The sequence below is a fragment of the Bradyrhizobium sp. 159 genome (assembly GCF_023073795.1).
Taxonomy (GTDB): domain Bacteria; phylum Pseudomonadota; class Alphaproteobacteria; order Rhizobiales; family Xanthobacteraceae; genus Bradyrhizobium.
On sequence record NZ_JADPKE010000101.1, the window covers coordinates 252,274 to 266,649 of the forward strand.

Genomic DNA, 14,376 nt, shown 5'->3' on the forward strand with positions numbered 1-14,376 from the left:
TACGTACTGGGTGAAAGATGATCAGTGTGCGGCGCCAGCCTCGACGTGGCCGGGCTTCTTCAGCATCATGGACGCGGCAAGAGCCACCATGAGTGCGACGCCGAGCAGGAAGAACAGGTCGCTGAAAGCAAGGATGAACGCCTGTTTCTGCACGATCTTGCCGATCGCGACATAGGCGCGGCGACTGGCATCGATCCGGTCGATCACGCCGTGGCTCACGAAGTATTGCGTAAGCTTCTCAACCCGCGCCTGCGTCGCCTGCTCCAGCAGGGAGACCGACTGCATCAGCACGTTGGAGTGAAATTGCTCACGCTTGGTCAGTAGCGTCTGCAGCAGGGCAATGCCGACGGCGCCGCCGAGATTGCGCATCATGTTGAACAGGCCAGAGGCCGACCCCGCATTCTCCGGTTCAATGCCGGCGGTGGCAACGGCCGAGAGCGGAGCGAACACAAAGGCCTGGCCGACAGCACGCACGACGTTAGGCCAGAACAGCTGGTCGGCGGCATAATCATTGGTCATATAGATGTTCATGAAGTTGGAGGCGGCGAACAGCGCAAACCCGACGGCAATGATGAGACGGGCGTCGAAGCGCTGCATCAGGCGCGGCACCAACGGGATCAGCAGCAACTGCGGGAGACCCGTCCAGGCCAGCACCATGCCGATCTGCTCGGCGTTGTAGCCTTGAACCCGCGACAGATAGACCGGCAGGATAAAGACCGAGCCGTACAGCGCGATACCGAGCAGGAAGTTGGCCAGAATGCCGAATCCGAAATTACGGCGCACCAGTAGGCGCAGGTTCAATAGCGGCTTCTTCACGGTCAGCTCGATCACCAGGAAGACGGACAGCGCGACCGCTGCGACGATCGACAGCCTGACGATGAAGGACGAGCCGAACCAGTCGTCCTTGTTGCCTTCTTCCAGCACGGTCTGCAGCGCCGCCAGCCCGATCGCCATGGTGGCGATGCCCAGCCAGTCGCCCTCCCGCAGTAGCGACAGCTGCATGGGCCGCGCTTCCAGCGAGAACCACAGCATCGCGACCATCAGCGAACCGGGCACCAGGTTGACGTAGAAAATGTATTGCCAGCCCCAGTTTTCGGTGAGATAGCCGCCGATGGTCGGACCGATGGCAGGGGCAAAGGTCGCCGAGATCGCAAACAGCGCAAGCCCGATCGGTTGCTTCGCCTTCGGCAAGAGCGTGATGATGAGCGTGAACGCCATCGGGATCAGCACACCGCCGGAAAATCCCTGGACCGCGCGTAGCGCGATCATCTGCGGCAGGTCGTGTGCCAGCGCGCAGGCGGCCGAGAACGTCAGGAACAGCATGGCGTTGGTTAGAAGATAGACGCGGATCGAGAACACCTGGGCGAGCCAGCCGCTCAAGGGGATCACCACGATCTCGGCGATCAGATAGGAGGTCGAGATCCAGCCGCCGTCATCGATCCCTGCGCCAATCGCGCCCTGGATGTCAGCCAGCGAGGCGTTGACGATCTGGATGTTAAGCACCGCCATGAACGCGCCGAGCGTGGCGCCGATCACCGCGATCCAGGTCTTTGCTGGAACCGAAATCGCCGCGACGGGCCGGCTGTGATCGCCGCCGGGAGGGGCATTCATCGTGGCTTGCGACTTAGTCATTGGTATCTCTTGGTGGCTTGCGAGGAAGGATCAGCCGCGGGGTTCGCCTGTGCGGTGCTTTTCCCCTGGCGCTCGGCGATGACGGCCGACTTGGTGTTCACGGCAGGCTCTGCCGACATGCCGGGGCGGATCAGGCCCGCCAGGCGGCGGTCATCGAGCACGATCTTCACCGGCACGCGCTGCACGATCTTGGTGAAGTTGCCGGTGGCATTGTCAGGCGGCAGCAGCGCGAATTCGAGCCCGCTGGCTGGCGAAAGGCTGTCGACATGGCCGCGCAGGCGCGTGCCGCGGAAGCTGTCGATGGTGAGCTCGACCGGCTGACCGCTGCGCACATAAGTGAGCTGGGTTTCCTTGAAGTTAGCAACTACAAACACTGCATCGAGCGGCACCACCGCCATCAGCTGCGTACCGGCCTGCACGAACTGCCCGACCCGCAGTGCACGTGCGCCGACCGTGCCCTCGACCGGCGCGGTGATCCCGGTATAGGAAAGATTCAAGGCCGCCTGTTGTTGCAGCGCGCGGGTGCGATCGTGCTGAGCTACCGCCCTCGCGCGCTCGGTGACGAGCACGTCAACCTTGCGCTCGGCCGCCAGCAGGCCGGATTTGGCCCGCTGCAATTGCGCGTTGCTGGCGCGCAAGGCCGAGTCGGTCTGCTGCGCGCGCTGAACCGTGCCGGAGCCGGACCTCATCAGCCCGTCGTAGCGGGCTTGTTCCTCCTGCGCGAACTTCAGATTGGCCTCTGCGGAGGCAACGTCGGCGGTACCTTGTGCGATGATCTCCTGCTGCAGGGCGAGCTGCGCATCGAGGTTGCGGATTGCCGCTTTTGCAGCGGCGACATCGGCCTCGGCCTGGTCGAGCGCGGTGCGGAAATCGCGGTCGTCGATCTTCGCCAGCAACTGACCGACCTTCACCGGCTGGTTGTCGTTCACCAGCACCTCGGCGATGTAGCCGGAGACTTTTGGCGCGACGATCGTCGAATCGGCCTTCACATAGGCGTCATCGGTGCTTTCGAGGTACCGGCCGATGGTCAGGTAGTGATAACCGTAGTCGGCCACGACCGCAGCGCCGAGGATCAGCACCAGGGCAAGCGCCGCTCGCTTGAGCGCCTGCCGGGAGGGGCGAAGGCTGATTTTCGCTCCTTCTTCGGGAGCAAACTGAAGTGTGGTCATTGCACTCTCCGGTCCTACAAGGCGGCAGCAAAATTCAGTAGCGGCGATGGACGTCGTGGGTGACAATGCCGACGTCGGGGGGAGGCGGCTCCAGGCGTCGCGGGTCGGCCAGCGTGCGGCGGATGTCTTCCAGCCCGCTCTGCCAATGGGCGCGCATCGCCTTCAGGCCGAACTCGTAGTCTTTTGAGTGGCCCTCATAGATCTTGGACTGGTAAATCAGGTGGATGATGTTGTGGGAGCGATGCCGGGCCAGATCCGCAAGTGCCCGAATTTCCGGATCGTCCTTTGCGCTTGACGGCAGCCTCTCGATTGTCCGCTGCAACGCCTGGCGCATCTTCTGCATCCGCAGCGCTTGGTCGGTCACGGCGCGCGTGCGGCTGGAATACTGGATGTCCTTCTGGCGGCTGGATACCTCCATCATGTCGTAGGGAACACGGCCCCTGGCCGACCAGAGATCGATCTGGAACGTCAGTGTGTCGCGCGCTTCGCCGGACAGTACGCGCGAGAGGGGCGTGTTCGAGACCACGCCGCCGTCCCAGTAATGTTCGCCCTCGATCTCGACGGACGGGAAGCCCGGCGGCAGGGCGCCGGAGGCCATGAAATGTTTTGGACCGAGGTCGCGTTCGGCGGTGTCGAAATAGGTGAGGTTGCCTGTGCGCACGTTAACGGCGCCCACGGATACGCGCACCTCGCCCGAGTTCAGCCGGTCGAAGTCGACAAGCTTTTCCAGCGTGCGCTGCAAGGGCGAGGTGTCGTAGAAGCTCGTCGCCGCATCGCCCGAGAATGGCGACCACAGGGGCGAGGGGAAACGCGGCTTAAAGAAGCCGGGTTGTCCCTGGAACAGGGCTCGCATCGCGGCCATCGTATTGTGCAGCGAGTTGAAATCGAAAGCGAAGGGGAGCGCATTGGCAAGCCCTTCACCGGCAGGCCATTCCACGGGTGCAGCACAGATGCTTTCCCAGAACGTGCGCAGTCGTCCCACGCGCTCATCTTCCGGCGAGCCAGCGATGATGGCGGCATTCAACGCGCCGATGGAAATACCCGCCAGCCAGTTCGGCCGGATACCCGCCTCATGCAGGCCCTCATAGACTCCGGCCTGGTAGGCGCCAAGTGCGCCGCCGCCTTGCAGTACCAGCGCGACGACGTCGTAGGGCAGCGACCTGGTCTGCTGCGACACATGGGTAGGTTGTTCGCGTATCACGTTCAACATTGCCAAAACTCCCTTCAGCCGACGTTCGCTTCGATCAAAATCTGCGACTTGGACTCGCGTCGCGGCGCGCTTACGCCCGGAGACAAATAGTCGTGGACGACGCTGCCGAGCCCGAGGGTGAGGTCGGCGATCACGTGCTTGGCGGACAGCACCTGCAGCACCGGCAGCTCGGCGACGGGGGCGAGTGCATGCGAGCAGAGGTCTAGTGCCGCCGGACCGGTCCAGGCCCCCTTCACGGTGATGTCCTCCAGGTGGAATCGCACCAGCTCGCAGATGCGCGCCGTGCCGTCGACATGTGGGATGATCTTGAGCAGGAAGTTCGGCGCAGCGAGTTTTTTCGCTTCAGCTGCAGTATCGAGCGCGCGGTGCTTGTATCCCATCGTGCCGGTGGCGATGCGCACCGAGCCGTAGTTCAAGGTTCCGACCAGCGTGTCGGTCTCGACCACAAGCTTTGGCTCCGCCAGCTTCTTGGGAAATCCCCACAGCTCGCGCCCACCGGCGATGGGCGGATGATCGTTGAGAAACATCTGGTGAACGAAGCTGCCGGACTGGCCCTGGTACGAGACCGGGATCACTTGCCCGCTTTCGGTGTAGTCGCCAAAGCCCGTGGAGTCAGGCATGCGGATGAACTCGAAGTTCACCACAGGCTCCGTCACCTCCAGCGGCTCGGGCACGATCCGGCGCAGCGCGTCGGGATCGGTGCGGTATTGGATGATGAAGTATTCTCGGTCGACGAACCGATACGGGCCCGGAGGAAAGGCTGGGTTCGTCAGCGGCATGGCGAACGCGTTCGTGCGGATGGTCTCGTTTTTCATCGTCGTAGAGCTCCGGATCTGGTGGATGGTGAGCGGGCCGCGCTTTCGGCGTGAGAGCGCGGCCCATGACGCGCCAGGACCTACAGCTTGGTGACTTGTTCGGGATCAGCTGAAGCGAGCGCGGCGGCACGCTCGGGCTTCGGCGGATAGATCCAAACCGTGTTGATCTCCTGTTTGGTCTTCTTGGCGACGTCGCCGACCATCTCCACCTTGCGCTCCCAGCCGCGCGTAAAGAGCGCGCCGGCTTCTCCGAGGTCGAGGCAGGTGACATAGGCCTTCTGGTGGTACGGCCTTGTCGGCACGCCCAGCAGCTCAGCGGCGGCATTGTTGCCGGCGAAGGCGCCCATACGCGTCGCATGCTGGCAGGACATCAGCGCGTAGTTGCCTTCATCGTCGCAGGCTGCGCGCGCGGCGTCGCCTGTGGCGAAGACGCCCGCAACACGCAGCACACGCAGATCACGGTCGACCAGCAGCCGGCCGAAATTGTCGCGTTCGGCCGGGATCTGCGCGGTCAGGGGAGCAGCACGAATTCCCGCAGCCCAGATCACCGTTTCAGCTTCGATATGCTCGCCGTTGGATAGCGTGACGCCTGACTCGTCGAGCGAGGCGACGCCGGTACCGACCCGGGTCTCCACGCCAACCTTGCGCAGCGCGTCCTCGATGACCGGGCGGGGACCTTCGCCCATGTCGGGGGCTATCGCTGGATTCCGTTCGACGATGATGACGCGGGGCTTGGAATCCTTGCCGAGGATCGCGCGAAGCCGCGCCGGCATTTCGGTCGCCGCCTCGATGCCGGTAAAGCCGCCGCCCGCTACGACGACCGTGTCACGGCCGTTCTTTGCCGGGCGATCGGCCAGGCTATGCAGATGTTTGTCGAGCTCGATCGCATCATCGAGCTGGTCGACGGAAAAGCCGTGCTCGGCAAGACCAGGAATGTTCGGGCGAAACAAGCGGCTGCCGGTGGCCACGACCAGGCGGTCGTAGGAAAGCGTCTTTCGGCCGCCTTGAGGTGTCGCGATCTGCACCCTGCGGGATTTGGTGTCGATGGTTTCAGCGCTGCCTTGCACGTAGACAACGTCGATGGCTTTGAGGACGTCCAGCAACGGCGCCGTGAGCGTCTCGGGTTTCGGTTCGTAGAGCCGTGGCCGGACAACGAGCGTCGGCTCCGGCGCGATGAGGGCGATCTCCAGTTGTTCGGGTGAAGCACCCTGGATGTCGCGCAGGCGTGCGGCGGAAAGGGCAGCATACATGCCAGCAAAGCCGGCGCCGATGATGAGTAGTCGCATATGTTTTCTCCTTGGTTTGACTTCCCAATAGTTCGCGCGTAACCGCCGCTGCTCTCAGTGTGGGCAGCGCTCGACGACGACACGAAGTGGTAAAATGACGGGTCTTAGTCCTTAAGGACCGAGACCGCCTTGCATCAGCATTGGCGGGGAGGGCTCACACGCCTGCGCTCTAGTTTGTCGGACTAGTGGCCACCCAGAGCGAAAGACAATCGGCAAGGCCGAGTCCTGATGAGGGAGCTGGGCGCGAGCTCCGGACATCATGGAGATTTCAGACATGGTCCCTTGCAAGGACGATGGCGGAATTTCCACCTCCTCGCCCGCTGCCGAGGTAAAGCGAACGCCCAACGAAAGTCCGTACACCACTGCGGCCGCGAGGCCTCGGCGCTTTGATGTGATTGCCAGCCGATTGACGAAGTTCCTCCAGACCATCTTCTGTCTCCGTCGTTTGGGTTTGGACATGGTGATGGTTTAGCTGATCAGGCCTGCCGCTGCCCCAGAGCAATTGCCGTACCTGTCGAGCGATTGCTGCTAAGGCCTAAGCCTCACCAATCGCTCGGGGGATGGATGGTCAGCTTTCTAAAGCTCGCAGCGACGCGCTGTCTGGAAAACAGAAATAACCAGACGCTCTCGCGATATTGGCGCAGCTAGACTTGAGGCGAACCCTGGGCGCCTTCCGCCTTCGATGGCGGTGAAATTGCCGGCGGGAGGGCAGCACTTCCACGTCGCCCGCTTGGCTACGCCTTCCGGCCTAGCAGCAACGTGGATCGTATGTCCGAATCGGAGCAACAGGTGGCCGAGGTTCGCCCCAAAGGAACGCTGACGGACGTCTGATGCTCCACGCCGGAGGCCGGGAGCACCCCCGTGGTGTTGTTACCTGCTCGCTTGCCGGGTTATGCGTTCGCGGGAGGGTAGTTCACTTCGACGGTCCAGGAGTCCTTCGGCTGGCTGTACAGACGCCAGAATTGCTCGGCGACCGCTGAGGGCTTCTCCGATTCCGGGGAAACCAACGAGCAGACAGTCACTGTCGCGACGTGAATTCCTTTTTCTCGGAACTGTTCGAAAAGTCCGTGAGCCATGGCGCGAATGCCGGCCTTGCCGATGCTGATCGAGAGAAAGTCCGGGCTAGGAGCGAGTGCGAAGCCACCTCCCGTCAGCAGGATCGCACCGGATTTTTGCTTTTCCATCGTCGGAGCGACAGCCTGGACGGCAACAAGCGCTCCTCCGATGTTCACGGCGAGATCATGGTTGAAGCTGTCGCGCGGCTGTTCAGAGAGGGTTGCCTTGCGCATGGAGGCGGCGTTGTAGTGCAACACATCGATCGAGCCTTGCTGCTTCTGAACCTCGCCGATCAGTTCCGCGACGCTCTTCGGATCGCTGGCGTCCACTTTTCGAACGTGAGCCTTGTATCCTTTTGATATCAGCCTTTCCGCCAAGCCGTGCGTCTTGTCGACACTCCGAGCGCTCAAAACGACTTCGAAACCCTCTTTGGCAAAGCGCTCGGCGGTCGCGAAACCCATTCCCGGACCCGCTCCAATGCTGATAAATGTTTTCATGTTCTGTCACCTTTCGACGTACTCGAAATCGGTCATGTCATCCTTGCCGGAAGCTCGACCCTGTCGGAAAACTCCCCGTTTCTTCCATCACGATCAAGCATAGACGCTTCCATGCGTGGTATGCACCGGAGCCAGCGAACAAGGTGTTCACCGCATACGGCTTCGCCAATCACTCGGAGTTTCCCCGGTCAGCTTTTTGAACGCCGCGGCGAAAGCGGTCTGGGAGGAATAGCCGAGCGCGGCTGCGACGGAAACAACCGAGGCGTTGCTGTCGCGTAGCATGTTCATGGCCTGCTCGAGCCGGTGTTGGCGCAGCCAGGCATGCGGCGAGAGGCCGGTGCTTTCCTTGAAGGCGCGGCAGAAGTGGAAGCGCGACACGCCGGCCTCCGATGCCAGCGCCGCGAGCGAGACGTCCGCATCGCTGTCCGAGCGCAGACGTTCGATGGCGCGACCCAGGACCTTGGGCGACAGGCCGCCCATCACCGGCTGGATCGTTGCAGCTGTCCCGGTGTGCGCCGCGAGCAGGCGCGTGGCCAAAAGGTCCGTGAGTTGGTGTCTGAACAGCGCATCCAGCGCCGCGCAGCCGTCCAGGGCGTCGGCTGCGCTTACCAGCAATCGGGATGTAATGGAGTCGGGATGCGCAGTTCGCTCCACAAGATCGCCGACTTCGGTTGTACCAGCTTCGTGAGCAACACGATTGAGAGTTGTCTGCGGCAGATAGAGCTGAAGGACACTCAAAGGCCGGTGGATGTCCCATCGTGAGGTTGAACCAGCCGGAATGATGGTCACCGTTCCGGGTCGCGTCATCCCTTTCACAAACGCTTTCCCATCGCGGCGCTCGAACGGCACTGGTTCGGCGGGGAAAGTCATGATGACGTGATCGGCCATTGGACGGACGACATCGTGCAGGGGATCATGCCTCCAGAAGGTGATCGCGCCGCTGGATGGGTCTGACGCCATGCTGACGGGTTTAGTCTTGAGCACCCGCGTCATTTCCGCATCGGCATGAGGGCGCTCGTCCATCGGCAACTCGCAATGCCGTGCCGAGGAAGTGCCTAGCTGGTCTTGCAAAGTATCGAGCAGGACGGGTTTGCTCATGGACCTGTTCTCGCCTTTGAGGGGCCTGGAGCGTTAGAGACGTTCTGGCGATTTACGGGTCCGGTGTCTTTCTTCACTCGACTGTGTTTTTGTCGGATCCAGCGTAAGCCGCCTCACGTATTTAGACGAAGCGCGCGTTCAATAGAAGGGCACGCGTGCGCTTACCAAGGACAACACCCCTGACGCTTTGCAACCTGTTGAGCGTCTCAATTTGTGAAGGCGCCGCGAGTGCTTTTGGCAGTCCCGCCGTATCGCTCTTGCCGAGGAGAAGCTGCCGCCGCAGTCTTTGCGAAGCGATCCTGCACCGGTTTAGCCGCCAGCTCGACCACTGCTGCGTTAGGGCTGCTCTGCTGAGCAACTATGTCAGTAGTGATGAGATTGGTCAGTCGCAATTCCTCTCGAGACAATTCGTACAAGGCTTCCCACGGCGGCACGTTCAGCGACAGTGCCAGCAGATCACCCGTGCCGCCCATGTCAAAGGTGTATTTGGCGAGACGTCCGATATCGCGCTCCACGATCGTGAGATCATCTGCGCTGTAGCTGGCGGCCCGCGCATGGTCAGCGCGGTCGCCCATCCAGATCTGATGCACGCGGACATGCGCCTGTTCCGGCACCCAGCGTAGCTTGCCCGACAGCAGCAGAAAAACGCACATGGACTCGCAGTGGGCCTCCGGCGACACGTTGGCCCTCTTGCCGTGTGCGCTGTGGGTAAGCACGGTCACCCCGACGGTCGTCACCATCCCAAGCTTCCGGAACCGCCGTCCGAGCGCGATCGAGTCGTTGACCGAGCCGCCGCTGGAATCCAACACGACAGTTTCGCCCTGGAGCTGATAGTCGCGTGCGAAATCATCGAAAGCCCCCGGAGTGTCGGCGGTAACGATGCCGACTGCGCTGACCCAGCCTCGACAATTCGGCTGGCAATCGACCCAGCTGAATTTCATCGGCAATTTGCGTCCTTCGAGAGCGACGTCGGCATATGCCGAACCGCCCAGCACAGCCAATAGGCCAAGCAATGCGATGCAGCGACTAGGAGCACTGAGCAACATCCAAGCGCGGGTGGTGGTCCAGCGAGCGAGCATAATCCTAACCTCGGCGGCTATCGGATAGAGTTAGCCGCCCTACGACGGCGTACGTTTACCGGCGACAGCTGCTGCTGCCCAGCACCGTAAGAATCGATCCTTAGCCAAGGCTGGTGCTTCTCACGCCATTTCGGGCCAGGGCCACGCATGTAGTGCAGCTCGGGCCGGTAGCTATCGCGCACGTCCAGAACCAGGTTATGCACGACGCGTGCGAAGTCGGTGACTGTCTCAGCCGTTTTGCGAGCAAAACCAGACATAGCGGGCCAGCGCACAGAAGCGGGTGCGATCGCACGGGGGCTAGCGATGCTTTTCCAGCTCATCTCCTTCTCTCCGTCCGGTATGGATGTGGGCACGCTGATGATCTAACTGACCGGAGCCGTGACTGCGCCAGAGTGATTGCTGTACCTGAAGAGCGATTGCTGCGAACGCATGCGGGTCGCCCGCGCTCAAGCTTTCGTCCGGCCAACGGCACTGAACGCGCGGCAAAGCCGTCCGATATGGGTAGTCACGCTCGCCCCCGTCGATAGGGCGTCGGTGTCGTGCAGCATGTTCGTCGTCATTGAGCCGTACTTTGGCGCAGCCAAGGGCGGAGATCCCGGTGCCTTCCATAAAGTCTCGGCAGAAGCGACGCGGTAAGCCAGCCCGGAAGCGAGAGCCAGGAAGATGCGTCCGGATCGCTGTACGAGCGCAGGCGCGCGCGATCGCCAATGCAGACTTCCCGACGCCGCTCGTCTGGCTAGTGCGGAATTTTGCTCGCCGCATGAAGCGATCGTTGTCGCGCTCCAACACGACTACGTCGATGTGTGTTGCAATGATTCCGCAAATCTAGCGGGAAGGTTCAAAGCTGGGTCTGTGCAGTGTGACTTGGACGACCCAAAGCGCATCTCATAGTTGAAATCCCGCACGAGCGTGGGCTTCACGACCATGAAGTAGGGCGAAATATCGAAATCGCGCGGCACGTACAGTGACGAGTCACGAGGCTCGGCAATTTCGTGGCGCGCAGTGTGGCTAGCGATGCTCGTGATCGCTGGCAGGATCGGGAAACGAACGGAATCGAAAGCTTGAGCAACAAGTGAGGAACAGATGGTTCGGCTCGCATCGCCGGAACCGAGTGCGATGGGTTGACGGCTCCAACACGACAATGGCCATGGCAATAGGTACCGCATCAGGTCAATGACGTTCTTGAAATCGTAGCCGAGACCGATCCGGTCGCAGGCGTAGCGACAGACCTTCTCGCAATCGCCTCTGCTCAGACCAATCGGCCTACAGATCCGGGTTTGGCAATGCAGATATTTCGACAGTGGCGCTGACACAACCCCCTCGCCGATATTGGCTTCGACCAGGACGTGGGGCTCGCCACTAGATGCGGCGCCTGCGATCGGCCCAACGTACAACGCCGAATGCGACCAAGTCGATTGAGTAAGGTATTTGATGCCAGCGGAAATGCGACCCTTACCCTCGACCAGCAAAACGTCGCCGGGTTGAAGGGTGTCGCGTAAAGCCGTGAGGTCCTTCGGGTTCAACGGCTCTTTGTTTGGCTTCTGAAGCCGAGCAATTAAGCGTCCGACGCTGTCGAAGATCCGGCCCATGGCGCGTCCTCGCGTTTAGCTTTTCCGGTTTGAGGGCTTCCCGAGAACTACCCTGTCGTTCGGTTACCAGTCATGTTCTACCGAACTGGGTCCGCCGCTGCGCCAGAGCGATTGCCGGACCTATCGAGCGATTGCTGCTATCGCATGCGCCGCGGCAATCGCTCGGGGCCTCTCCGGTCAACTTTCTGACCGCCGCGGCGAAGGCAGTCTTACCGTTGCGATGGAGACAACGGATTGCTGGGCATCGCGCAGCATTGGCTGATCAGTGCGCGAGTGTCTGGCGGGTGGATCTGGCAGGGACCTGGGTTGCATGGCGAGGTCGAGTCGGCCGCGACGACCGTTACCGTGGCCGGTCGCGCGGTACCAAACATCAACGATCTCACGTCCGCGCTCGAACCGCAGTGGTCCCGAGGGAAGCTCATGAGGGCGTGGCAAAAGGCCCGAAGACGTTGTGCAACCCACGATGCTTCCAATCCGCTAGCGCGCCGCTCGTCGGGTCTCCATGCGGGATTGATGGCCTCTTGAGCACGCGCGTCATCGCGTCCGCATGAGGGCGCGCGTCTCGGCAAATCCGCCGAGTGTGCCTCGTGTCTATCTGATTCCGTAAGGGGGTCGCAGACGACAGGATTGCGGTTCAGGCGATGTCCTCGCCTGGAGAAACGCTTCTTTTCGGTGGAGCAAAGGCCGTCAACGCTTATGACGTCTCCAGTCACTGGGCGTTTCACCGGTCAACTTCCTGAATGCCGCGGCGAAAGCGGTCTGGGAGGAGTAGCCAAGAGCCGCTGCGATCGAGACGACGGATTCATCGGTGTCGCGAAGCATGTTCATGGCCTGCTCAAGGCGGAATTGGCGCAGCCAGGCATGCGGTGAAAGCCCGGTGCTTTCCTTGAAGGCGCGGCAGAAATGGAAGCGCGATAGCCCCGCGTCCGATGCCAGCGCCGCGAGCGAGACGTCCGCGTCGCTGTCCGAGCGCAACCGTTCGATAGCGCCGAGCAGGACCTTCGGAGAAAGTCCCCCCGTCGTCGGTTGGATCGTCGTTGGCGAGCCAGTGTGCGCAGCCAGAAGACGTGTAGCGAGAAGGTCTATCAATTGGTGCCGGAACAGCGTGTCCAGCGCCTCATTGCTGTCCAGGACATCCGTTGCGCTCAGGATCAATCGGGATGTAATCGGGTCGAGGTGCGCCGTTCGCTCCAGGAGGTCGATCGGTGTGGCGGTGTCGGCTTCGTCAGCAACGCGCTTGAGCACCGCGTGAGGAAGATATAGCTGAACGACATCAACGGGTTTCGGAATATCCCATCGTGAGCTCGATCCTTCCGGAATAATGATCAAAACCCCGGGACGAAACGTTCCGAGCGCAACCGATCTTCCTGTCCGGCGCTCCATGCGCTGCATTAAGCCATTGTAGGCCATGATGACGTGGTGGCTCATAGGCTCGACGACGTCGTGCAATGGGTCGTGTTTCCAGTGGGCTATCGCGCTTCCGGAGGGGTCCAGAGCAATGCTGAGTGGTTTGGTGTGAAGCACGCGTGCCATTTCCACATCGGCACGACGGCGCTCGGCACTCAGCAGATCACCTCGGTATGTCTCGGAAAAACCTGGCTGATTTCGGTGCGAACGATCGTCCAAGATTGGTTGGCTCATGAACTTGTCCTCGCCTTCCAGAAGCATCGTTAGGCTTTTTAGGGCGGGTTCTAGGCGCGTGCAGGTCCAGCGTCTTTCTCAAAACTTCCATGCTTTGCCTGATTCTGCCCTAACCCGCGATCAAGCGCCTGCACCGCAATCAAAGTCGCAATCTGCGCGGGCCTTGCTGCTGCCGAAATAGGCAATCAATGCCGTGGGATGTCGCAAGCCACATGAATGGGCAACAGGGCTGACACTCTCGATCAGCCACTGTCACAAAACTGCGGTGGAGTGCAGCTGCACCAGGAAACTGGACGGCCGTGCGCTGGCGTCAGATAATGGTTCACGAAGCCGCGGGCGAGCGATCAGCCTAAACTTCACGAGTTTGATCCCATGACACTAACGAGCGGCTTCGGCCGGAAGCTCGGGCAGTTCTTGCATCTGAAGGATGCGCCGCCGTCGCTGATCACGCGTTCATTGCGTGGTGTAGAGCTCGCGGTCACCGAAACCCGGGATGACAATCCAGTGCCGGGTCTTTCCGGTTCGTTCACCGCGGAGGATGCCTTCGTCGTCAGCCTCAAACTTCACGATTACCCGGAGTGCGAACTCTGGGAAAACGGCAAGTGCGTGATGAAGGCGGATGTCCCGGCGGGAGCGACGTATCTGTACGATCTCAAGCGCGATCCGCGCTACGTGATCGACAAGCCATTCCATTCCCTATTTTTCTATTTGCCGCGCTCGGCGCTCGACGGCCTCACTGAGCAGTCCCGCATGCCGCGCGTGGGTCAGCTTGCCTGTGAACTCGGCGTTGGCCATGACGACAGGGTCGTCCGCCATATCGGCGCGTCACTGCAGCAAGGGTTGCGTCGGCCGTACGAGACGAACCAGCTTTTCATCGATCACATGATGCTCGCGCTCACCGCACATGTCGCCCAGGCCTACGGCGGCCTACGTCCCGGTGAACCGAATCGCGGCGGTCTTGCGCCTTGGCAGGTCAAGCGCGTGTGCGAAAGGCTGGAGTCCGATCTCGGCGGGAAGCTGTCGTTGCAGGAGATCGCGGCCGAGCTCGATCTTTCGATCAGCCACTTTTCGCGCGCGTTCCGTGCCTCGACCGGCCTTCCGCCGCATCAATGGCTGCTTCGCCAACGCGTGAGTACAGCCAAGCAATTGATGACGGTTCGCGACCTATCGCTAGCTGAAATTGCAATATCGGCCGGGTTCGCCAATCAAAGCCACTTCACGAGGGTGTTTTCGTCTATCGTCGGCGTCAGCCCGGGAGCGTGGCGCCGGGAGGCGCAGGGTACGCAGGAAAGCGAAAGGTGAGC

At 61.5% G+C, this 14,376-nt stretch carries 11 protein-coding genes; 1 reads left to right on the forward strand and 10 read right to left on the reverse strand.

The window, feature by feature from the left end; all coding sequences use genetic code 11:
• Positions 1-21 precede the first annotated feature (21 nt).
• The 10 genes from IVA96_RS32195 to IVA96_RS32240 form a co-directional block, all read right to left on the reverse strand.
• A complete protein-coding gene (locus IVA96_RS32195; RefSeq protein WP_256465500.1) occupies positions 22-1,632 on the reverse strand; it encodes an MDR family MFS transporter in 1,611 nt (536 codons plus the stop codon).
• On the reverse strand, positions 1,629-2,801 hold the full coding sequence (locus IVA96_RS32200; RefSeq protein ID WP_247421618.1) for an HlyD family secretion protein: 1,173 nt from the start codon (positions 2,799-2,801) through the stop codon (positions 1,629-1,631). The genes IVA96_RS32195 and IVA96_RS32200 overlap by 4 nt, the downstream gene beginning before the upstream one ends.
• A gap of 34 nt (positions 2,802-2,835) precedes the next feature.
• Positions 2,836-4,011, reverse strand: coding sequence for a patatin-like phospholipase family protein (locus tag IVA96_RS32205; protein ID WP_247421621.1), 1,176 nt, complete (start codon positions 4,009-4,011; stop codon positions 2,836-2,838).
• A 14-nt stretch (positions 4,012-4,025) separates the two neighbouring features.
• On the reverse strand, positions 4,026-4,826 hold the full coding sequence (locus IVA96_RS32210; protein ID WP_247421534.1) for an acetoacetate decarboxylase: 801 nt from the start codon (positions 4,824-4,826) through the stop codon (positions 4,026-4,028).
• An 80-nt stretch (positions 4,827-4,906) separates the two neighbouring features.
• Entirely contained in the window at positions 4,907-6,112 is a 1,206-nt protein-coding gene (locus IVA96_RS32215; protein WP_247421538.1) for an NAD(P)/FAD-dependent oxidoreductase, read from the reverse strand.
• A gap of 890 nt (positions 6,113-7,002) precedes the next feature.
• On the reverse strand, positions 7,003-7,665 hold the full coding sequence (locus IVA96_RS32220) for an SDR family NAD(P)-dependent oxidoreductase (RefSeq protein WP_247421541.1): 663 nt from the start codon (positions 7,663-7,665) through the stop codon (positions 7,003-7,005).
• A 147-nt stretch (positions 7,666-7,812) separates the two neighbouring features.
• Positions 7,813-8,763: an AraC family transcriptional regulator gene (locus IVA96_RS32225; RefSeq protein WP_247421544.1), complete on the reverse strand. Its 951-nt coding sequence runs from the start codon at positions 8,761-8,763 to the stop codon at positions 7,813-7,815.
• A gap of 206 nt (positions 8,764-8,969) precedes the next feature.
• Positions 8,970-9,842 carry a hypothetical protein gene (locus IVA96_RS32230; protein ID WP_247421547.1) on the reverse strand — a complete coding sequence of 291 codons (873 nt, stop codon included), beginning with the start codon at positions 9,840-9,842 and terminating at the stop codon, positions 8,970-8,972.
• Positions 9,843-10,633: 791 nt separating this feature from the next.
• Positions 10,634-11,431 (reverse strand): YiiX/YebB-like N1pC/P60 family cysteine hydrolase, encoded by a 798-nt coding sequence (locus IVA96_RS32235; protein ID WP_247421551.1) that lies wholly within the window; start codon positions 11,429-11,431, stop codon positions 10,634-10,636.
• A 687-nt stretch (positions 11,432-12,118) separates the two neighbouring features.
• Positions 12,119-13,072 (reverse strand): AraC family transcriptional regulator, encoded by a 954-nt coding sequence (locus tag IVA96_RS32240; RefSeq protein ID WP_247421553.1) that lies wholly within the window; start codon positions 13,070-13,072, stop codon positions 12,119-12,121.
• Positions 13,073-13,444: 372 nt separating this feature from the next.
• On the opposite strand from IVA96_RS32240, the gene IVA96_RS32245 reads away from it, so the two are divergent.
• Entirely contained in the window at positions 13,445-14,374 is a 930-nt protein-coding gene (locus tag IVA96_RS32245; RefSeq protein WP_247421556.1) for an AraC family transcriptional regulator, read from the forward strand.
• The last annotated feature ends 2 nt before the right edge of the window (positions 14,375-14,376 follow it).